21 protein-coding genes and 2 pseudogenes are annotated in these 19,647 nt (G+C 30.9%); 15 read left to right on the top strand and 8 right to left on the bottom strand.

All coding sequences use genetic code 11. From position 1 onward, the window contains the following. Positions 1 to 83 precede the first annotated feature (83 nt). A pseudogene (locus tag Q4517_RS14840) lies at positions 84 to 878 on the top strand (PLP-dependent aminotransferase family protein); the annotation flags it as partial. Here the strand turns inward: Q4517_RS14840 and Q4517_RS14835 are convergent. Genes Q4517_RS14835 through Q4517_RS14825 form a run of 3 tightly spaced genes read right to left on the bottom strand, consistent with a single transcriptional unit; the run spans position 875 to position 1,822 of the window. Then, positions 875 to 1,066 (bottom strand): hypothetical protein, encoded by a 192-nt coding sequence (locus Q4517_RS14835; protein ID WP_303511013.1) that lies wholly within the window; start codon positions 1,064 to 1,066, stop codon positions 875 to 877. The pseudogene Q4517_RS14840 and the gene Q4517_RS14835 sit on opposite strands and share 4 nt — an antisense overlap. A gap of 13 nt (positions 1,067 to 1,079) precedes the next feature. Further along, a complete protein-coding gene (locus Q4517_RS14830; RefSeq protein WP_303511010.1) occupies positions 1,080 to 1,454 on the bottom strand; it encodes a hypothetical protein in 375 nt (124 codons plus the stop codon). Positions 1,455 to 1,492: 38 nt separating this feature from the next. Continuing rightward, entirely contained in the window at positions 1,493 to 1,822 is a 330-nt protein-coding gene (locus Q4517_RS14825; protein ID WP_303511009.1) for a hypothetical protein, read from the bottom strand. Positions 1,823 to 2,279: 457 nt separating this feature from the next. Between Q4517_RS14825 and Q4517_RS14820 the strand changes: the two genes are divergently transcribed. Continuing rightward, entirely contained in the window at positions 2,280 to 2,936 is a 657-nt protein-coding gene (locus Q4517_RS14820; protein ID WP_303511007.1) for a PAS domain-containing protein, read from the top strand. Between the two features lie 19 nt (positions 2,937 to 2,955). On the opposite strand, the gene prmC is transcribed toward Q4517_RS14820, so the two are convergent. Together prmC and Q4517_RS14810 are read right to left on the bottom strand one after the other, a co-directional pair. Next, the gene (gene prmC / locus Q4517_RS14815; RefSeq protein WP_303511004.1) at positions 2,956 to 3,804 is read right to left on the bottom strand and encodes a peptide chain release factor N(5)-glutamine methyltransferase; all 849 of its coding nucleotides are present in this window, start codon (positions 3,802 to 3,804) and stop codon (positions 2,956 to 2,958) included. A 15-nt stretch (positions 3,805 to 3,819) separates the two neighbouring features. Next, positions 3,820 to 4,311: a GNAT family N-acetyltransferase gene (locus Q4517_RS14810; RefSeq protein ID WP_303511018.1), complete on the bottom strand. Its 492-nt coding sequence runs from the start codon at positions 4,309 to 4,311 to the stop codon at positions 3,820 to 3,822. Between the two features lie 52 nt (positions 4,312 to 4,363). Between Q4517_RS14810 and Q4517_RS14805 the strand changes: the two genes are divergently transcribed. From Q4517_RS14805 to Q4517_RS14750, 12 genes are all read left to right on the top strand, one after another. After that, positions 4,364 to 4,828 (top strand): LEA type 2 family protein, encoded by a 465-nt coding sequence (locus tag Q4517_RS14805; RefSeq protein ID WP_303511001.1) that lies wholly within the window; start codon positions 4,364 to 4,366, stop codon positions 4,826 to 4,828. Between the two features lie 4 nt (positions 4,829 to 4,832). Next, positions 4,833 to 5,894: a bifunctional diaminohydroxyphosphoribosylaminopyrimidine deaminase/5-amino-6-(5-phosphoribosylamino)uracil reductase RibD gene (gene ribD / locus Q4517_RS14800; protein ID WP_303510998.1), complete on the top strand. Its 1,062-nt coding sequence runs from the start codon at positions 4,833 to 4,835 to the stop codon at positions 5,892 to 5,894. After that, on the top strand, positions 5,887 to 6,498 hold the full coding sequence (locus tag Q4517_RS14795; protein WP_303510996.1) for an HAD family phosphatase: 612 nt from the start codon (positions 5,887 to 5,889) through the stop codon (positions 6,496 to 6,498). Before ribD ends, Q4517_RS14795 begins: the two co-directional genes overlap by 8 nt. After that, complete coding sequence (locus Q4517_RS14790; RefSeq protein WP_303510994.1) at positions 6,495 to 7,358, top strand: EamA family transporter; 864 nt, start codon at positions 6,495 to 6,497, stop codon at positions 7,356 to 7,358. The genes Q4517_RS14795 and Q4517_RS14790 overlap by 4 nt, the downstream gene beginning before the upstream one ends. After that, positions 7,358 to 7,975 carry a YigZ family protein gene (locus tag Q4517_RS14785; RefSeq protein ID WP_303510993.1) on the top strand — a complete coding sequence of 206 codons (618 nt, stop codon included), beginning with the start codon at positions 7,358 to 7,360 and terminating at the stop codon, positions 7,973 to 7,975. The genes Q4517_RS14790 and Q4517_RS14785 overlap by 1 nt, the downstream gene beginning before the upstream one ends. Positions 7,976 to 8,083: 108 nt before the next feature. Then, complete coding sequence (locus tag Q4517_RS14780) at positions 8,084 to 8,443, top strand: hypothetical protein (RefSeq protein WP_147300526.1); 360 nt, start codon at positions 8,084 to 8,086, stop codon at positions 8,441 to 8,443. Between the two features lie 204 nt (positions 8,444 to 8,647). After that, positions 8,648 to 10,417 carry a 30S ribosomal protein S1 gene (gene rpsA / locus Q4517_RS14775; RefSeq protein WP_303510989.1) on the top strand — a complete coding sequence of 590 codons (1,770 nt, stop codon included), beginning with the start codon at positions 8,648 to 8,650 and terminating at the stop codon, positions 10,415 to 10,417. A gap of 151 nt (positions 10,418 to 10,568) precedes the next feature. Continuing rightward, the gene (gene glmM, locus Q4517_RS14770) at positions 10,569 to 11,963 is read left to right on the top strand and encodes a phosphoglucosamine mutase (RefSeq protein ID WP_303510986.1); all 1,395 of its coding nucleotides are present in this window, start codon (positions 10,569 to 10,571) and stop codon (positions 11,961 to 11,963) included. A 31-nt stretch (positions 11,964 to 11,994) separates the two neighbouring features. Next, the gene (locus Q4517_RS14765) at positions 11,995 to 12,813 is read left to right on the top strand and encodes a hypothetical protein (protein WP_408034062.1); all 819 of its coding nucleotides are present in this window, start codon (positions 11,995 to 11,997) and stop codon (positions 12,811 to 12,813) included. Between the two features lie 102 nt (positions 12,814 to 12,915). Continuing rightward, positions 12,916 to 14,382: an aminotransferase class V-fold PLP-dependent enzyme gene (locus tag Q4517_RS14760; protein ID WP_303510982.1), complete on the top strand. Its 1,467-nt coding sequence runs from the start codon at positions 12,916 to 12,918 to the stop codon at positions 14,380 to 14,382. 6 nt (positions 14,383 to 14,388) lie between these two features. Next, positions 14,389 to 15,444, top strand: coding sequence for a M14 family zinc carboxypeptidase (locus Q4517_RS14755; RefSeq protein ID WP_303510979.1), 1,056 nt, complete (start codon positions 14,389 to 14,391; stop codon positions 15,442 to 15,444). An 83-nt stretch (positions 15,445 to 15,527) separates the two neighbouring features. Then, positions 15,528 to 16,007, top strand: coding sequence for an Lrp/AsnC family transcriptional regulator (locus tag Q4517_RS14750; protein WP_303510976.1), 480 nt, complete (start codon positions 15,528 to 15,530; stop codon positions 16,005 to 16,007). A gap of 98 nt (positions 16,008 to 16,105) precedes the next feature. On the opposite strand, the gene Q4517_RS14745 is transcribed toward Q4517_RS14750, so the two are convergent. The 3 genes from Q4517_RS14745 to Q4517_RS14735 form a co-directional block, all read right to left on the bottom strand. Continuing rightward, positions 16,106 to 16,966: a metalloprotease gene (locus Q4517_RS14745; protein ID WP_303510974.1), complete on the bottom strand. Its 861-nt coding sequence runs from the start codon at positions 16,964 to 16,966 to the stop codon at positions 16,106 to 16,108. 163 nt (positions 16,967 to 17,129) lie between these two features. Further along, positions 17,130 to 17,837: a pseudouridine synthase gene (locus tag Q4517_RS14740; protein WP_368506473.1), complete on the bottom strand. Its 708-nt coding sequence runs from the start codon at positions 17,835 to 17,837 to the stop codon at positions 17,130 to 17,132. Beyond that, on the bottom strand, positions 17,830 to 19,032 hold the full coding sequence (locus tag Q4517_RS14735; RefSeq protein ID WP_303510972.1) for a multidrug effflux MFS transporter: 1,203 nt from the start codon (positions 19,030 to 19,032) through the stop codon (positions 17,830 to 17,832). The genes Q4517_RS14740 and Q4517_RS14735 overlap by 8 nt, the downstream gene beginning before the upstream one ends. 357 nt (positions 19,033 to 19,389) lie before the next feature. Here Q4517_RS14735 and Q4517_RS14730 point away from each other — a divergent pair. Beyond that, positions 19,390 to 19,647: pseudogene (locus Q4517_RS14730) on the top strand (IS982 family transposase); the annotation flags it as partial.

The following is a 19,647-nucleotide window of genomic DNA, read 5'->3' as shown; positions in this document are numbered from 1 at the left end:
AATACATCAATAAATTTGTTTTTGATAGAAATATTAACAATATTAAAATTAGCATTATTTAAAATGCACAACGGGTTTTTGAATATCAAAAAGCACAAATTAAAAGAGCTTCAGTTGATGAGAATGGTCTTGTAATAGATCAAATTGAAAAATTATGTAAAAAACAACCTGTAAAGGCAGTTTACGTTACCTCACACCATCATCATCCTACAACTGTTACTTTATCTGCTGAAAGGAGAATTCATTTATTAAATCTAGCTCGGAAATACAGTTTTGCAATTATTGAAGATGATTATGATTTTAATTATGATCATGCTCCTATTTTACCATTAGCGAGCCATGATAATTGTGGAAATGTAATTTATATAGGTTCCGTTTGTAAAACTGTAGCTTCTGTTTTTAGGATTGGGTATTTAGTAGCTTCTGAAGACTTTGTTAATGAAGCAGCTAAACTAAGAGGTTATATTGATAGGCAAGGAGATGCTTTGCTTGAGCTAACTTTTGCAGAGTTTATTAAATCAGGTGATTTAGATAGGCATATACGTAAATTAATGAAAATATATTTACAGCGCAGAGACTTGTTTTGTAAATTATTAAAAGAAGAATTAGGAGGTTATTTTCAGTTTAATATTCCTAAAGGAGGAATGGCTATTTGGGGTTATTTAAACAAAGAATATTCTTGGTATGAAGTTTCAAAAGAAGCCAGAAAATATCAACTTGAAATAGGGGAGTGGCAGCGTTATGATTTGGCTAATAAAAAACATAATGCAATCCGAATTGGTTTTTCTAGTTATAATGAGGAAGAAATAAAGTTATTAGTTGACAAGCTGAAACAAACATTTAAGAGCATAAAAAAAGTGCTTATTAAGCACTTTTAAAACATATCTTTTACTAAATCATTCATACTGTCATATTCTTTGAATAAGAATCCGAAAAAGTCTTTTCCTTTCTTTTTTTCGGATTTTAATTCCCCTTCAGAAAATCTAAACTTACGAAACTCCTTTAAGGTTTGGTTAAGGTGTTTTTTTAAGGGTTTATCTATATGTAAATGATTTGTATTTTTCACTCCGTTATATTTTTTATAAAGCGTTATTTAACTCTACTTTATACTTATTTAATAAAGCTTTTGTAATACCTAAGTTAGCGTCTTTAGAATCCACTGCTAAGTAAACAAAATAGGCGCCACTAGGAGCAATATTGATAATATGTACTTGGCTAGATAAGGTAATAGTAATGTCTTTAATTTCTTCATTTAACTCTAATGCTTCAATAGCTTTTAATTTAGCTTTAACAACTTCTAAATTGTAAGCTGATGCTAAATTTGGATCAAAACTTTCATCTTTTGTAAATGAATCATAAGCTTCTCCAGAACTAACATCTGTAACTGAAACTGCAATAAACCCAGGAACATTACTTTTTAGGTTTTCGATAAAATCATTTAAAATTTCTTTCATTGTAAAATGGTTATTGGTAATAATTAATTAAAAAGTATTTATTGAAGAGTTATTTTTTTAAGTGTTAATTTAATCATAGCTAACTTAGAAACGTCACTACTTAAAAGACAAACAATATGGTTGTTATCATATTTATTAACAACAACAAGTCCTTCATTCGAAGTTAAAACTATTTGATTAAGATTTTCAGACTCTAAAGTGTCTTGAAAAAATTCATCAGCCATTGTAAGAATAACACTAGCCATAGCTGCTATGTTACTTTCTTTAGAAATATTATAAGAATCAATTACCTGTCCTTCAGAATCAAAAACAATTCCTTTGTCTGCTTCAGATCCTTCTATTAATGTTTGTAAGCTTACTTCCCCCATTTAAGTTTAAAGACTTTGTAATATTAATTGTTTTCTTTTTGTTTCCCTTCTTTGTTTAAGACACTGTTTTTTTAGAAAGGGTCACAAAAATACTACCTTTTTTTTTATTTTTTTTCACAGCTATTGCTTTGTGATTTTTTTAACAAATTTATACGTGTAGAAAACAATTAGTTAACCAAAACAAGTGTTAAGAGATGAATTACTTTTTTTAATAAAAAAATAATAAAACAATAACACCATAAAATAATAACACTTTTTAAAGTATGATATTTATCATATATATATATAAAGATGCTTTTTATGTTTGTGTCAAGCTGTGTTAAGGTTATCTGTGAAATTATTAAGATTACTTCTTTTCATAGTTGTATGTTTTTTTGATGCTCCCCCGCAATCTGTATAGTATTAAAGCTTAAAAAAAACGATTTATACCTTACAAACTCAAAAATCATTCAATAATATGACAACTAATAATTATCAAAAAAAATGGGATTCTCAAACAAGGGAGAATCAAAAAAGAAAACCAAAATTACCAAAACCAGTACCTATTGATACTGAAATTAAATTAAATGATAATGCTATACTTTTAAGTATAACTGATACTAGAGGTGTTATTGAATATTGTAATGAAGACTTTGTAAATTCATGCGGATACGAAGTTCATGAGCTAGCAGGATCGGGACATAACATTGTTAGACACCCAGATATGCCAAAAATTATATTTAAGCTAATGTGGCAAAGGCTAAAAGAAAAAAGAAATATGGTAGCCTTTGTTAAGAATTTAGCTAAATCGGGAAGGTATTATTGGGTTATGACAGATTTTATTGTTAAAGAAAATGAAAAAGGAGAAGTAACTCATTATAAAGGTATAAGAAAGGCTGCACCTAAAAAGGCTATAAATGAAATAACCCCCTTATACAAAAAGCTTTTAGAAATAGAGGGATTGAAAGATGTTGAGGCTTCTGAAAAGTTCTTAACTGGTTTTTTGGATGCAAAAAATACAGATTATGATACGTATGTAGAGTATTTAATATCTGATTATAATGATTTAAATATGTTTATAAAAGATAACACAAAAAAAGGTTCGTTTTTTAAAAGGTTTTTTGGAGTAAGTTAAACTCAGTGAATAAGGGAAGTTATAAACTAGCTTTAATCATTCTATTATTACCGAATAAATCTTTTCTAAGTTCAATTTTAGTAAAACCTTTATCTTTTAACATTTCAACAGTCTCTTTACTTAGATATTGATTAATTTCAAAAAAAAGTAGTCCGGTTTTAGTTAAATTATTTTTAGCTAAATCGGCTATTTTTTTATAGAAAAGTAATGGATTGTTATCTTCAACAAACAAAGCCAAGTGCGGCTCGTTTTCTAATACATTATTTTTCATTTCAGCTTTTTCTAATTCACGTACATAAGGAGGATTAGAAACAATAATATCAAATTTACTATTTAATACTTTAGTTTTTAAAATATCTTGAAGCATAAAAGAAACTTCAACATCATTTAATTCTGCATTTTTTTTAGCAACAATCAAAGCCTTTTCAGAAACATCAACAGCACTTACGTTCATATTAGGAAGCTGTTTTTTTAGGCTAATAGGGATACAACCAGTACCAGTTCCAATATCTAGTATAAATAATAGTTTTTGAGATTTTTCAACTTCTTTAACTATCCATTCAACCAATTCTTCAGTTTCAGGACGTGGAATTAGTGTGTTTTTATCAACATTAAACGGAAGTCCATAAAATTCCGTTTTACCTAATATGTATTGGATAGGTTCTTCTTTTTTTAACCGAGCTAAAGCTTCATCTAACAACCTCTTTTTATCAGAAAGAACTTCAAAAGTAGGTTGAAGTGTAAGATCTATGCGTTGAAAGCCTAAATATTCTTTTATCAATAGAAAGAAAAAAGTATTAATTTCTGTCTGAGGAAAAATTGAACTTAACTGTTCTGAAAAGTAAGATTTGTATTGTTTTAATAGCATTTCTATAAAGTGATTTTATAAATCTTTTAACATCCACACATTACAAGAATAATGACCTGTGTTTCCTAATGGTTTTTCTAAATCTATAAAACCATTTTTTCGATATAGTTTTGTTGCAGCTTTCATATATGGTAAGGTTTCTAAATAACATTGCTTAAAACCTTCTTCTTTAGCCTTATTCAAACAGAAGTTGATTAGTTTGCTTCCTAAACCTTTACCTCTTGCTATAGGTAAAAAATACATTTTTTGAAATTCACAAACACTTCCTTCAAAGTTATCCAATTGAGCAAAACCTGCGCCACCTACAATAATTCCTTTATGCTCAACAACAAAATACCCCGCTTTTTCTTTTTGATAGCTCTCATACATTTCATCAGTAGCTTTATCTTCGTAAGCAGTTCCTACTTTAGGAGCGTCAAGTTCGATTAATACTTCACGAATTACGTTAGCCATTTCGGCATTATCTTGTGGTTTTATTTCTCTAATAATAAAATCAGATGGTGTCATAGGAATATAGTACTTTTGCAAGAGCAAAGTACCCAAAAAAACACGAGTTTTTATGAAGAAATTCATTTATTTTTCACCTTTTTTATTACTAATGATTAGTTGCTCGGTAAAACAAAAACCAATCTTTTTAAAAGTTGATGACATAAAGCTTTTATCCGCTTCTATTGATACTGTAAAAATTGGTGCTAATGCTTATTTTGAGAACCCAAATGATATAGGAGGCAAAATTGCTACTGATGAGATTAAAGTTTTCATTGATCAAGTAGAAGTAGCACAAGTTTCTTCTGAAGAATTTAAAGTTCCTGCTCGTAAAGAATTTCATATTCCGTTAAAAGTGGTAATACCTTCAAAAAGGGTATTTGAAAATAATAAAAACGGAATTTTAGGAGGGATTTTAAACTCTTTGATAAATCAACGTCTAAAAATTCATTTTAAAGGAGGTTTAAAATATAAAGTTTTAGGTTTTTCACATATATATTCTATTGATAAAGTAGAAGACATAAAAATTAAATTTTAAAGCTGTGAATCACAAAAAGTATATACAACGTTGTTTACAACTGGCAAAAAAAGGGGTAGGAACTACGCGACCAAATCCATCAGTAGGAGCCGTGATTGTCTATAATGACAAAGTTATAGGAGAAGGTTTTACTTCTCCTTACGGTGGGCCACATGCTGAAGTAAATGCTATTAACTCAGTTCAAAATCAAGAACTATTAAAAGAAGCAACTATTTATGTAACGCTAGAACCTTGTTCACATCATGGAAAAACACCACCATGTGCTGATTTAATAATCAAAAAAGAAATACCTAATGTTGTTATAGGCTGTGTAGATACAAATAGTTTAGTAGCGGGTAAAGGTATTGAGCGACTTAGAAAAGCTGGTAGAAATGTGATAGTAGGTGTTTGTGAAGAAGCTTGTAAAGAACACCACAAACGTTTTTTTACCGTTCAAAATAAAAAACGTCCATATATTATTTTAAAGTGGGCCGAAACCAAAAACGGATTTATAGCTCCTTTAACCAAAGATGAACAAAAACCAGTATGGATTTCCAATAAATATTCTCAACAGCTAGTGCATAAATGGCGTAGTGAAGAACATGCTATTTTGGTGGGAACTAATACAGTGATAGCAGACAATCCGTCATTAACTGTTCGTAGCTGGAAAGGCAACAACCCTGTAAGAGTTGTTATTGATAAAAACTTGCGAATCCCGTCAGAGGTAACTGTTTTTGATGAAAACGTACAAACAATAATTATAACAGAAGCAGAGAAGGAAATAGGTATCATTTCGAACGATAGTGAGAAATCTCAAAAACTCATTTACGAACAAATCGATTTTTCTTCTCAAGTAGCAAAACAAATTTGCGAGATTTTATATAAACATCAAATACAATCGGTAATTATTGAAGGAGGGGTACAAACATTACAAACATTTATCGATGCAAATTTATGGGATGAAGCTAAAGTGTTTATTGGTGATGTAAACTTTGGAGAAGGAGTGAAGCGTCCAATTTTTGACGCTAAGCTATCTTCCGAAGAAAGAATAGACAACGACATATTAAGAATATATAGGAATGATTAAAAACATCATTTTTGATTTTGGTGATGTATTCATCAATTTAGACAAAGAAGCAACTTATAAAGAACTTACAAAATTAGGAGTTACTGAAATTTCTGAAGAAATGATGCAACAATATTATCAGTATGAAATGGGATTAATTTCTACTGATGAGTTTGTGTCTTTTTTCCATGATAAGTTCAACATTTCAAAAGAAGACTTAATCCGTTCTTGGAATGCCATTTTATTAGATTTTCCTAAACACCGATTGAGTTTTTTAAAAGAATTATCAGCTAGTAACCAGTATCGTTTGTTTTTACTAAGTAACACCAACGACTTACATATTTCTTGGATTCAAAATGAATGGGGTAAGGAGTTGTATAGTGAGTTCAAGGACTGTTTTGAGCAGTTTTATTTATCGCATGAAGTCAACTTTAGAAAACCAAACGCAAATATCTTTGAATTTGTATTACAAAAGAACGACTTACAACCTTCTGAAACTTTCTTTATAGATGACACCAAAGAAAATACCGATACTGCACAACAGTTGGGTATCCATGTATGGAATAACTGTCCAAAAACAGAGGATGTAGTTGATTTACTAAAACGAAAAGAGTTTGCATCGTGATATACTTAATTTTTAGCATTCTTATTTCCAGTTTACTATTTGTTATTTTTAAACTTTTTGATGTTTGTAAAGTAAATACTTCACAGGCCATTGTTTTAAACTATGCCGTAGCGTTGTCTTTTGGATTTGTCCATACAGAAGTTTCTATACCAGTCACTGAGATACCAGGTCAACCTTGGTTTTTAGGTGCTTTTATTTTAGGTTTTTTATTTATCGCTGTATTTAATATAATGGGAATTACAGCACAAAAAAATGGACTCTCAGTAGCTTCAGTAGCGGGAAAAATGTCAGTAGTAATCCCTGTAGTTATTGGAATCTTCTTATATAATGAGAGTATAGGTACTGTAAAAATTATTGGGATAATTTTAGCGTTAGTAGCTGTGTACTTATCCTCTGCTAAAAGTGATACTTCTCCTGTGAAGTTTAAGAATTTGTTGTTTCCGCTATTGCTTTTTTTAGGTTCAGGGAGTATTGATACATTATTAAAGTACACAGAAACCACTTATGTAGCTAAAGAAGCCGTACCTATGTTTCTGTCAACTATTTTTGGCTGTGCGTTGCTTTTTGGGTTTTTTATTTTTATAGCTCAATTACTAAATAAAAAAGGACGTTTTGAATGGAAAACACTACTTGGAGGAATTGTTTTAGGGATTTCTAACTATTATTCTATGGAGTATCTATTAAAAGCATTACAAACAAAAGGACTCGAAAGTTCTACAGTTTTTACTATAAATAATGTGTCAATAGTGATACTAACCACAGTGTTTGCTCTTGCGTTTTTTAAAGAAAAATTGGTTAAGAAAAATTGGATTGGTATTGGGCTTGCCATAATTAGTATTTTATTAGTAGTTTCGGCGTAATGAATGAAGAGATAAAAGACACTTACAAAACAATTACAAAACCTTCGGAAGAAACCTTGTTTAAAGACCGAAACAGCAAGTTTTTCGGGTATGCCTTTCCTGTTTTTTCTGAAGAAGATATCAAAGAACGCTTAGAAGAACTTCGTAAGCAGCATCATACGGCGCGTCATCATTGTTATGCGTGGCAATTAGGAACTGAAAAAATCCGATTTAGAGCAAATGATGATGGAGAACCTAGTAATTCTGCTGGTCAACCAATTTACGGACAAATACAATCTTTTAAGGTAACCAATATTTTAATTGTTTCTGTACGTTATTTTGGTGGAACAAAACTTGGAGTGGGAGGATTGATTAATGCCTATCGGACTTCTGCGCAACTTGCTTTGGAAGCTTCTGAAATTGTAGAAAAAACCATCGATATTCATTATAAACTAAAGTTTGGTTACGATATGATGAACAAGGTGCAACGTATTATTAAAGAACGAAACTTGAATATCATTAATCAAAAATTAGAATTAGACTGCGAGTACACCATTTCAGTACGTAAAAAAGAAGCTGAAAACATTTTCGAAACTTTTGAAAATTTGTTTAAGGTAGAGATAAAAGAAGTGGAATAATAAAAATTATTTTAATATATACTAAGTGCACTTAAGTTAATATTTTACTTTCGTAACAATCTGAAATGTATTAATTTAGTGTTTTAATAATTAACTAAAAAAATGAACATGAAACTAAAAAACTTGTTAATTGTCGCGTTTCTTTTTCTCTCTTTTCAGCTGTTTTCTCAAAACAGTCAACAAACAATACCAACAAAAGAAAATATTTGCAAAGGAGCAGCAATTAGTGTTGTAGCAAATGTTAAACCTTTTGTAGAAAGAGGTTTCCCAAAATCTGAAATAATAGAAATAGGGAAGGAGCTTGTAAAAGATGTTATAAAAGATTCACCTGCTAAAGCCTACGACTTATTAAAAGATAAAAAATCTAGTGAGGAAGTAACAAAAGTACTTTACAACGATTTTATGAAGTTAGATGACAAAGTGGTTTCGAAATTCTTACTTAAACCACAACCTGATGACGATTATTAATATAGAACCATCAGTATAATTAACTAACTTGCTAAAAACCAAAACATTTTAGGTAACTTCAATAATTATTCGTAAATTTGCACGCCTTTTTACGAGTACAGATTTAAAAAGGGTAGAAAATAACATTTATTAAGTTTAATTTCTCTTGGCGTTAGTATCGTTAGAAATCTGGTTAACAAAAAGATACAAATATTTATTTCAGACATGTCTGAAGAAACAAAAAACACAGCAGAAGCTGTAAATCCAGCAGAATTTTTAGCAACCTTTAACTGGCACAAATACGAAGAAGGTATTGATGAAGTTGACGAGTCTAAATTACAAGAATTTGAAAAAGCCTTAGAAGGTACTGTAGGGTTCGTAAACGAACGCGACGTTATTGAAGGTGAAGTAGTACGTATTACTGATCGTGATGCTATTATTGACATTAATTCTAAGTCAGAGGGTGTAATTTCGTTAAACGAGTTCCGTTACAACCCAAGTTTAGCTGTTGGAGACAAAGTAGAAGTATTAGTTGACAAAAGAGAAGATGCTTCTGGTCAATTAGTATTATCTCACAAAAAAGCACGTGTAATCAAAGCTTGGGATCGTGTTAACAATGCACACGAAACAGGTGAAATCGTTAACGGTTTTGTTAAATGTAGAACTCGTGGAGGTATGATCGTTGATGTATTTGGTATTGAAGCATTCTTACCAGGTTCTCAAATTGATGTGAAGCCTATCCGTGACTACGATCAATATGTAGAGAAAACTATGGAATTCAAAGTTGTGAAAATCAACCACGAATTTAAAAACGTAGTAGTATCTCATAAAGCATTAATTGAAGCTGATTTAGAAGATCAAAAACGTGAAATTATCGGTCAATTAGAAAAAGGACAAGTACTAGAAGGTGTTGTTAAAAACATTACTTCTTACGGTGTATTTGTTGACTTAGGAGGTGTTGACGGATTAGTTCACATTACTGATTTATCTTGGTCTCGTATCAACCACCCGAATGAAGTTGTTGAATTAGATCAAAAATTAAACGTTGTAATCTTAGACTTTGATGATAACAAGTCAAGAATTCAATTAGGATTAAAACAATTATCTGCTCACCCTTGGGAAGCTTTAAACTCTGACTTAAAAGTTGGTGATAAAGTAAAAGGTAAAGTAGTTGTTTTAGCTGATTATGGTGCATTTGTAGAGGTTGAAGAAGGAGTAGAAGGATTAATCCACGTATCTGAAATGTCATGGTCAACACACTTACGTTCTGCGCAAGATTTCGTAAAAGTTGGTGATGAAGTAGAGGCTCAAATCTTAACATTAGACCGCGAAGAGCGTAAAATGTCTTTAGGTATGAAGCAATTACACCCAGATCCATGGACAGATATCACTACTAAATATCCAGTAGGTTCTAAACACACTGGTACTGTACGTAACTACACTAACTTTGGTGTATTTGTAGAGTTAGAAGAAGGTATCGACGGATTAGTGTATATCTCTGATTTATCTTGGACTAAGAAAATTAAGCATCCATCAGATTTCGTAACTGTAGGTGATCAATTAGAAGTACAAGTATTAGAATTAGATGTAGAAAACCGTAAATTAAACTTAGGTCATAAGCAAACTCAAGATAACCCTTGGGATGCTCATGAAGCTACGTACAAAATCGGATCTATGCACGAAGGTACTATCAAAGAGAAAAATGATAAAGGTGCAACTGTAGTATTTGCTGATGGTGTTGAAGCTTTCGCTCCAACTCGTTTCTTAGAAAAAGAAGACGGAGGTAAATTAGCTAAAGGTGACGAAACTAAGTTCCAAGTAACTGAGTTTAGTAAAGAGTACCGTAGAATTGTTGTTTCTCACACTTCTATCTTTAGAGAAGAAGAACAAAAGAACATTAAAGCTGCTGCTGCTAAAGCTCAAGATGTAGAAAAAACTACTTTAGGAGATATCGGTGGATTAGCTGAATTAAAGAAGAAAATGGAAGGAAAATAATTCTTACAACTTCTTAAAAATTATAAACCGTTAAGTTTTAAACTTAACGGTTTTTTTAGTTCCCTATGTAACAAATGTTACAGTTAAAGCTATCCCATTTAAAGGTTACTTTCTTAAATAGCTTTATATTTGCTCATCAATTAAAATTAATATGACACTTATTAAATCTATATCAGGTATTAGAGGTACCATAGGCGGAAATACAGGTGATAATTTAACACCTATAGATACAGTAAAATTCGCTGCTGCTTATGGTACATTTATAAAAAAGAAAAACTCAAGGAAAGAAAAAATAACGATAGTTATAGGTCGAGACGCTCGTATATCGGGTAAAATGATAAGTAACTTAGTAGCTAATACCTTAGTTGGTTTAGGAATTGATGTAATCGATTTAGGGTTATCAACTACACCAACTGTTGAAGTAGCTGTTCCTCTTGAAAAAGCTGATGGAGGTATCATTTTAACCGCATCACACAACCCTAAGCAATGGAATGCCTTAAAGCTTTTAAATGGAAAAGGAGAGTTTTTAAATGGTGAGGATGGAGCAGAAATTTTAAAGATCGCTGAAAATGATGCTACTATTGAGTTTGCTCAAGTTGATGACTTAGGAGTGTATAAGAAAAAGAAAGATTATATAAAGAAACACATAAAAGAAGTCTTAAAACTTAATTTAGTAGACGTAGAAGCTATAAAAAATGCTAACTTTAAAGTAGTTGTTGATGGTGTAAACTCTACAGGAGGTATAGCAATACCTGCATTGTTAGAAGAGTTAGGCGTAAACTGTGTAGAATTATACTGTGAGCCAAATGGACACTTTCCACACAATCCAGAACCCTTAAAAGAACACTTAACAGATATTTCTGAATTAGTAGTTAAAGAAAAGGCTGATTTGGGTATTGTAGTAGATCCCGATGTAGATCGTTTGGCTTTAATTTCTGAAGACGGATCTATGTTCGGAGAAGAATACACTTTAGTAGCTTGTGCCGATTATGTATTAGGTCAATTAGGTGGTGGTAATACAGTTTCTAACCTATCTTCTTCAAGAGCTTTACGTGATGTTACTGAAAAACATGGAGGAAGATACACAGCTAGTGCAGTAGGAGAGGTGAACGTAGTACAAATGATGAAAGATACCAATACAGTGATTGGAGGAGAAGGTAACGGAGGTATTATTTACCCAGAATCTCACTATGGACGCGATTCATTAGTTGGAGTAGCTTTATTCTTATCACATTTAGCACATAAAAAAACACCTTGTAAAGAGTTAAGAGATTCATATCCTAGCTATTTTATGAGTAAAAATAAAATCCAATTAACACCACAAATTGATGTTGACAAGATTTTAGAAACGATGGCTAATAACTATAAAAACGAAGATGTAAATACGATTGACGGAGTAAAAATTGATTTTGCTGAGGAATGGGTACATTTACGTAAATCGAATACTGAGCCTATTATCAGAATTTATACAGAAAGTACTAGTCAAGATGATGCAGATGCTTTAGCTAAAAGATTTATCACTGAAATACAACAAATAATACAATAGTTTTTTGAAATTAAAAATAGTAAGTTTATTAATGCTGGTCGCTTCAGTATCAATAATAGCACAGGAGAAAAACGAGGAAATTCTTCCAAAGAAAAAAGTAACTAACAAAGGAAAATTCTTCGTTTATTGGGGATGGAACTGGGCTAGTTATTCTAATTCAGATATTCGTTTTAAAGGAGCTAATTACGATTTTACTTTACAAAATGTAAAAGCTCAAGACAGACAAACAAAATTTTCATTTAATGATTACTTCAATCCAGGAAGAGTAACTATTCCGCAAACAAATTATAGAATAGGGTATTTCTTTAAAGAAAATTACACCATTTCTATTGGGGTAGACCATATGAAATATGTAATGATAGCCGACCAGGATGTAAAGATTAATGGAAATATTAATACAGGAAATGCTAAATATGATGGAACATACAATAATGAAACTATCAATTTAGCCGCTGACTTTTTACGTTTTGAGCATACGGACGGTTTAAATTACGTAAACGTAGAAGTAAAACGTTTTGATGACGTAAGTCACTGGTTTGGTTTAAACTTAGAAAACTTACAAATCAACTTAACAGAAGGAGTAGGAATGGGAATTTTGTATCCAAGAACTAATACAACTTTATTAGGAATGGATCGTCATGATGACTTTCATTTATCTGGGTACGGAGCTTCTATTGGTGGAGGTTTAAATATTACTTTCTTAAAGCACTTTTTTGTTCAAGCTGATTTAAAAGGAGGGTATATTTATATGCCAGATGTTAAAACTACAAGTAGTTCTATTGATTCTGCCTCACAAAGTTTTTACTTTTTTGAAAACACTATTTTAATAGGTGGTAAATTTAGACTTTAATAACAAAGTGTTATAAATGCGTTAATATTATAACTATTTTAGGCTAACAAGTAGTATACTGCTAATTTTACGCAACATTACAAACAACTAGAGATTTCAACTATGGATTTAGAACAGTATTTTGATAAGTTTAGAAAAAATATTGTAGGTATAGATCAAACTTTTCAAACACCTTATGGCGAAAAGAAAATGATTTATACAGATTGGACTGCAAGTGGAAGGTTATATCGACCTATAGAAGAGCAGCTTTTAAATAAGTTTGGACCTTTTGTAGCCAATACTCATACAGAAACTTCAACTTCTGGAGCAGCTATGACTTTAGCTTATCATGAAGCACGTAATATTATCAAACATCACGTAAATGCATCTTCAAACGATGTGTTAATTACGGAAGGATCTGGTATGACAGGGGTTGTAAATAAATTTCAACGTATTTTAGGATTAAAAATAAATGAAAATTTAAAAGAAAACACACAAGTTCCAGAAGAAAAAAGACCTATCGTTTTTGTAAGCCATATGGAACACCACTCAAACCAAACTTCTTGGATTGAAACTATAGCAGATGTGGAAGTAGTTCCTTGTAATGATGAAGGTTTAGTATGTTTGGATAAGTTTGAAGAAACCATAAAAAAATACCTAGATAGACCTATTAAAATTGCTTCTATAGTAGCAGGGTCTAACGTAACAGGCATAAAGACAGACTACCATAAAGTAGCCTCATTAATTCATCGTTATGGCGGTTTATGTTTTGTTGATTTTGCATGTTCTGCACCTTATGTTGATATAAATATGCATCCAGAAAAAGAGGATGAGTATTTAGATGCTATTTTCTTTTCGCCACACAAATTTTTGGGAGGGCCGGGAAGCTCTGGTGTATTGATTTTTAATAAAAAACTGTATAAAAACATGGTTCCTGATAACCCTGGAGGAGGAACCGTTAGCTATACAAACCCTTGGGGACAACACGATTATTTTGACGATGTAGAAACGCGTGAAGATGGAGGTACACCAGCCTTTTTACAAACAATTAAAATAGCCTTATGTATTCAGGTAAAAGACCAAATTGGTACAGATAAGATAAAAGAGCGTGAAGACGAAATCAATCCTGTAATCTTTAATTGTTTAGAAAATTTAGAAGGAGTTAAAATTTTAGCTCCCAATCACAAAGATCGTTTGAGTATTTTTTCTTTCTATTTTGAAAATTATCACTTCAACTTAGTTGTAAAATTATTAAACGATCGATTTGGTATTCAAACAAGAGGAGGATGCTCATGCGCTGGAACCTATGGTCATTTCTTACTAAACGTAGATCAAATAAGGTCAAACGAAATAAAAGGGCAAATTTTAGAAGGTTGTAATACAGAAAAACCAGGTTGGGTACGTTTATCAGTACACCCAACAATTACAAATGAAGAAGTACAATTTATTTGTGAGTCTTTACAAGCATTAGCAAATAATATTGAAGAATGGTCTAAAGACTATATGTACGACATTACTAAAAATGATTATGTACACAAAACTATTGAACCTATTGAAAAACAATTGGTAGCAGATTGGTTTTCGTTATAATATGATATGACACATTTAAATAGCTCTTTTTTAGAAGAAAATTATTCAAAAATTAAAGAAGACTCTATATCTGGAAGGTGGATAACATTAACAGATATAGAGCCTTTATATTTAGGCTTGCAAAACTCTGAGATTCAAACAAAAACTATTGGAGAATCAGAAGAGGGAAGAGCCATTTATCAATTAAAATTAGGAAAAGGAGAAAAAAGAATTCTCATTTGGAGCCAAATGCATGGAAACGAAAGTACAGGCACCAAAGCTGTATTTGACTTTTTAAACTTTATTCAACGTTTTTCTACCCACGAAATAACTCAATCTATTTTAGCTAATTGCAGCATTACTATTGTACCAATGTTAAACCCAGACGGGGCACAAGCGTATACACGTGTAAATGCTAACAATGTAGATTTGAATAGAGATGCTGTAAAGCTACAAGCAAAAGAAAGTAAACTTTTGCGTAGTATTCTAAAAGAAGTAAATCCTGAATTTTGCTTCAATCTTCATGATCAAAGAACCATTTTTGGTGTTGAAGGAACAGAAAACCCAGCAACAATATCTTTTCTAGCTCCTTCAGAAGAAGAAACAAGAACAATTACTGAAGGAAGAAGGGAAACCATGAATGTAATTGTAGCAATGAATAATTTGTTACAAGAAATTATACCAAATCATGTGGGTCGTTATACTGATGAATTTTACCCAACTGCTACAGGAGATAATTTTCAAAAGTTAGGACATAATACTATACTTATTGAAGCGGGTCATTTTGCAAATGATTACGACAGGGAGGAGGTTAGAAAATATAACTTTTATGCCCTATTACAGGGGATTTATCACATTTCTTTAGCAAAAAACTTCAATAATTTTGAAAAATACTTTGCTATTCCTAACAATATCAAGAACTTCTATGATGTGATTTATCGATCAAAAAATAATAAAAAAGATGTCGCATATCAGTATGTAGAAAGTATAGAAAATGATAAATTTGCACTCGTTTTAACAAAAGAAGAAGAAGGAAACTTATCTATGTATTTATCCCATAAAGAATTCATAAAAAATAGTTAAAAATTCTTTTTCTATCAAATAAAACTTATTTTTTTTAGAAAAAAATCATATTTTAGCAATATTACTTGAAGAAAACAAAAAGAATGAAGAAGTTCATACTAGATGAGATTGATCATCAAATTTTAGACATTTTAATTGAAAATGCTCGTACACCATTTACAGACATCGCAAAAAAACTGTTAGTATCTGCGGGTACTATACACGTACGTGTAAAGAAAATGGAAGATGAAGGAATTATTCAAGGCTCTACATTAACCTTGAATTATGAAAAAATGGGGTATTCGTTTATTGCTCATGTTGGGATTTTTTTAGAAAAAACATCTATGACACAACATGTGCTTGATAACTTACGCTTAATTCCAAATGTAACCGTTGCATACGTAACTGCAGGAAAGTATAATATTTTCTGTAAAGTGCGTGCTAAAAACACTAATGATGCAAAAGGTATTATTTATAGAATAGATGATGTTCATGGTGTAAATAGAACGGAAACAATGATTGCCCTTGAAGAGAGCATCAATGATAAAAAACGTTTAATGCACGCTATTTTTAAAGATATTTAAAAACTATTTTTATAAAATGTAAAAGGGTAGCAAAAATTTTGCTACCCTTTTTTTTATTGTTTAATTAATTTAACTTTTAAAAATATTAGTTTTTGTTTTTATTTTAAATTCTCAAATTCTTCCTTAGAGATTTCACCAGAATTAATTTTTCTTAACTCTTCCATTTTTGATAAGATAAATTTGTGTAAATCTTCGTCAATATTATCTGGTTTCTTTAAATCCTGACGTAAAGCTCCCGGTAACACATAGTTATCATAGTAATAAAAGAAGTTATAATCAAAACTACTAACAGTTAAGTCATAATCTCCTAGTAAATATCCTAAACGAAAAGCTGAACGACGTTGCGCAGGTGTACCATGGTGTCCAGGGCTAGTTGTATTATAGTCACCAATAGAAGCAGCAAAGTTATATGCTGGTGCTGCTTGTGTCCAAGTAGCGTTGTATCCATTTGGTTTTTTAATATAATAACCTGCAAAACCATCAGCTTCTAATTCAGTTGCTCTAGCTGTGCTTTCTGACCTTGAAGGTAAGTTGTTTTGGTATTGTAACTGATGCCCAATTTCATGAGCTTGAACCATAGCACAAGAAATTCTTCCTCCTTGGCTTAAGGCCATATTATATAATTCTTCTCCAAAAATAACATAACCAGCACCATAAGAAATAGCATTTGCTGTTCCAGAACCTTTAGCAAAATGCAACGGAACAGTACTAATGTTAAATACATCAGCTATTTTAACGTTTTGGTTGTTTAAGAAGTTTGTTTCTGATTGGTTTACAATAGTTGAACCAATGTAAGCGTTTTGTCCCCAGTTACCATCAATATAGCTACATACTTCATGAGAATGGGTGTCAAATAATTTAGCATTTGGATTATCAACAGGGTTAGTGTCGTTATCACTACAGCTTACCATTAATAAGGCTGCTGCTGTTGCTAATATGAAGGGTTTTAAATTTTTCATTTTTCTTTGATTTAAATCATATAAAAAGTTAATTAATTAAACAATCAATAATCTAAGCGTTAAAATGATAAAAATATTGCCTTCTGTTTTAAAAAAACAAAAATCACATAGCTGTTAATTAAGGTTAACTATTGAAAATGAGAACAATAGGAGATACACCTTTTTATAAACTCCAATTAAACTTTTCAAAGATCACATACCAATCTTTAGAAAAATCTGCTTCTATAGATAGTTTTTTATTTGAATAAGGATGCGTAAACTCCAAAGAATGAGCGTGTAAAAAAAGATTTTCACAAGTAAAATTATCAATAAACATTGTATTATGGTTCTTATCACCATACTTTGGATCTCCAATTAGAGGGTGACTAATTTTATTCATATGAATCCGTAACTGGTGTAACCTTCCTGTTTTAGGTAGTAACTTAACTAAACTATATCTTGATGTATCGTAAGGTTTAACAGGAATGTCTACTATAATATTTTTTACAGTAAACAAATGTGTTTCAGCATTTTTATGCACATTGGCATCTCTTCCTTTAACAGGAGAATCTATAATTTTAGTTTCAGGAGCATGACCTCTAACAATTCCGTAATACGTCTTTTGTATTTTGTTCTTGGTAAATAGTTCTTGAAACTTAGCTACAAATTCTGTTTCTTTAGCTAGTAATATAATTCCTGATGTCTTTCTATCAAGACGGTGAACAGGATACATTTTTTGATCGAATTGTTGCTGAATTAGTTGTAACAAAGAATCTTCATCTGCAACGTTTCTTGAATGGTGTGCATGATGCACTACTACATTATTAGGTTTTGATACACAAAGAATATAATTGTCTTCGTAAAGTACATCTAAGTTCATTATACTACTCATTTACGGGTTTTAACTTAGTAAAGTTTAATAGAAGTAAAGACAATAATCCACATATAAAAAAACCTATAAAAAGCGGTAGGGTAGTGGTATCAACATATCTTCCTATTAAAGTAGCAATTGGTACAGCCATAATAGTGGACACAAAACCGTTAATTGCAGCGCCAATTCCTGCAATATGTCCAACAGGTTGCATTGCTAACGCACGAAGGTTCCCAAATAAAAATCCGATTGAAAAAAATTGTAAAGCAAAAAACACCAATAATATTGCAATACTTGGATTTTCTTTTTGATAAAATAATACGATATAAATAACTGGAACTATAGAAAAAATAATTAAAAAGAATGATACAAGTTTATGCATTCCAAACCTCATAACAAATGAACCATTTAAGAAAGTTGCAAAACCAACAGAAATAGCCAATCCAGCAAATATGTAAGGAAACTCATCAACTAATAAGTATTGTTCTTGAAAAATTTGTTGTGAAGCACTTAAATACACCATAAACGATCCAGTAATAAAACCAGAAATTAAGGTAAAAATGGTAGCTTGTTTGTATTTTATAAACTCCTTTAATCCATCAGAAAATAAACCAAAAGAAAATTTAACTCTATTTTCTTCTTTTAGTGTTTCTGGTTGACGTTTCCATAACCAAAACATGACTAAAACTCCAAATATTAACTGGCTATAAAATATAGATTTCCAGCCGTAGGCATCTAACATTAATTTACCTATAGCCGGAGCTACAACAGGAACTAAAATAAATATTACTACTATAAATGACATAATTTTTGCCATATAGTTTCCACTAAAACTATCACGAACCATGGCAATACTTATAGTTCTTGGAGCGGAAAGTCCAATTCCTTGTAAAATTCTTCCGAAAACCATCATTTCAATGCTTGTAGCATTAACACAGACAAAACTAGCGATAACAAAGAGCATAAAACCTCCATAAATAACTGTTTTTCTTCCTAAACTATCAGAAATTGGTCCAGAAATTAACTGACCAAAACCTAAACCTAAAAAAATCATGGTTACTAGTAACTGACTATCATGCGACTCTTTTTGAACACGAATACTAATTCCTATTTGTTCTAACGCTGGTAGTAATGCATCTATTGATAAAGCGACTAATGACATTAAGGAAGCCATTAAAGCAATGAACTCTAACTTTGATTGATTATTTTTTTGCATTAAGCAAAAATACTGCCTTTATTTTGTTTTGAAGTGTGGATTGAAGTTAAAAAAAGGCTGTTTTTTAACAGCCTTAAACAAACAATATCATAACTTTATAAGTCTAATAAAAAGACGCTGTCAAGAATAAAAGTGTAGTAAAACAAAAAAAATGTAAAAGTGAAGGGGCATTTTATTCTAAAACAGCGTCATATACTATATACATCTTACAGTTTATAAAACAACTATAATTTAAATAACCCTACTTTTTTTGTTAAAAATTTTTAAATTTAACCCGTTGTGCATTATGATTTAAAATAAAAAAGTTGTTCATCTTACTGATAATTAGCAACTTGTTTCAGTTACAAAACACTAACAATGAACAACTTAAATGCAAATTACGAAAGAATATTGAAAGTGTTACAAAAAATATCAAAACACCAGATTTTAACCTACCAAAGAAGACAGCCAAAGCTAAATGATTTGGAATTAATAAGTTTAAATCTTACTGCTGAATATATGGGCATTGACAGTGAAAATAATCTGTTCAGACAGCTTCCCTGATACTATTTCATCAAAAATTGAGCGAAGTGTTTATAATCGTAGAAGAAGAAAACTAATCAATCATATTGATAA

The organism is Tenacibaculum sp. 1_MG-2023 (assembly GCF_030547425.1).
Classification (GTDB): Bacteria; Bacteroidota; Bacteroidia; order Flavobacteriales; family Flavobacteriaceae; genus Polaribacter.
This window is presented reverse-complemented; position numbering and strand designations above follow the sequence as displayed.

Excerpts from the sequence above, each read along its gene's own strand:
- Q4517_RS14735 (WP_303510972.1), bottom strand. The coding sequence starts at position 19,032 with ATGCAAAAAAATAATCAATCAAAGTTAGAGTTCATTGCTTTAATGGCT.
- Q4517_RS14805 (WP_303511001.1), top strand. The coding sequence starts at position 4,364 with ATGAAGAAATTCATTTATTTTTCACCTTTTTTATTACTAATGATTAGT.
- Q4517_RS14825 (WP_303511009.1), bottom strand. The coding sequence starts at position 1,822 with ATGGGGGAAGTAAGCTTACAAACATTAATAGAAGGATCTGAAGCAGAC.
- Q4517_RS14810 (WP_303511018.1), bottom strand. The coding sequence starts at position 4,311 with ATGACACCATCTGATTTTATTATTAGAGAAATAAAACCACAAGATAAT.
- Q4517_RS14785 (WP_303510993.1), top strand. The coding sequence starts at position 7,358 with ATGAATGAAGAGATAAAAGACACTTACAAAACAATTACAAAACCTTCG.
- Q4517_RS14740 (WP_368506473.1), bottom strand. The coding sequence starts at position 17,837 with ATGAGTAGTATAATGAACTTAGATGTACTTTACGAAGACAATTATATT.
- Q4517_RS14750 (WP_303510976.1), top strand. The coding sequence starts at position 15,528 with ATGAAGAAGTTCATACTAGATGAGATTGATCATCAAATTTTAGACATT.
- glmM (WP_303510986.1), top strand. The coding sequence starts at position 10,569 with ATGACACTTATTAAATCTATATCAGGTATTAGAGGTACCATAGGCGGA.
- Q4517_RS14830 (WP_303511010.1), bottom strand. The coding sequence starts at position 1,454 with ATGAAAGAAATTTTAAATGATTTTATCGAAAACCTAAAAAGTAATGTT.
- Q4517_RS14765 (WP_408034062.1), top strand. The coding sequence starts at position 11,995 with ATGCTGGTCGCTTCAGTATCAATAATAGCACAGGAGAAAAACGAGGAA.
- Q4517_RS14760 (WP_303510982.1), top strand. The coding sequence starts at position 12,916 with ATGGATTTAGAACAGTATTTTGATAAGTTTAGAAAAAATATTGTAGGT.
- Q4517_RS14795 (WP_303510996.1), top strand. The coding sequence starts at position 5,887 with ATGATTAAAAACATCATTTTTGATTTTGGTGATGTATTCATCAATTTA.
- Q4517_RS14745 (WP_303510974.1), bottom strand. The coding sequence starts at position 16,966 with ATGAAAAATTTAAAACCCTTCATATTAGCAACAGCAGCAGCCTTATTA.
- Q4517_RS14780 (WP_147300526.1), top strand. The coding sequence starts at position 8,084 with ATGAAACTAAAAAACTTGTTAATTGTCGCGTTTCTTTTTCTCTCTTTT.
- Q4517_RS14755 (WP_303510979.1), top strand. The coding sequence starts at position 14,389 with ATGACACATTTAAATAGCTCTTTTTTAGAAGAAAATTATTCAAAAATT.
- prmC (WP_303511004.1), bottom strand. The coding sequence starts at position 3,804 with ATGCTATTAAAACAATACAAATCTTACTTTTCAGAACAGTTAAGTTCA.
- rpsA (WP_303510989.1), top strand. The coding sequence starts at position 8,648 with ATGTCTGAAGAAACAAAAAACACAGCAGAAGCTGTAAATCCAGCAGAA.
- Q4517_RS14820 (WP_303511007.1), top strand. The coding sequence starts at position 2,280 with ATGACAACTAATAATTATCAAAAAAAATGGGATTCTCAAACAAGGGAG.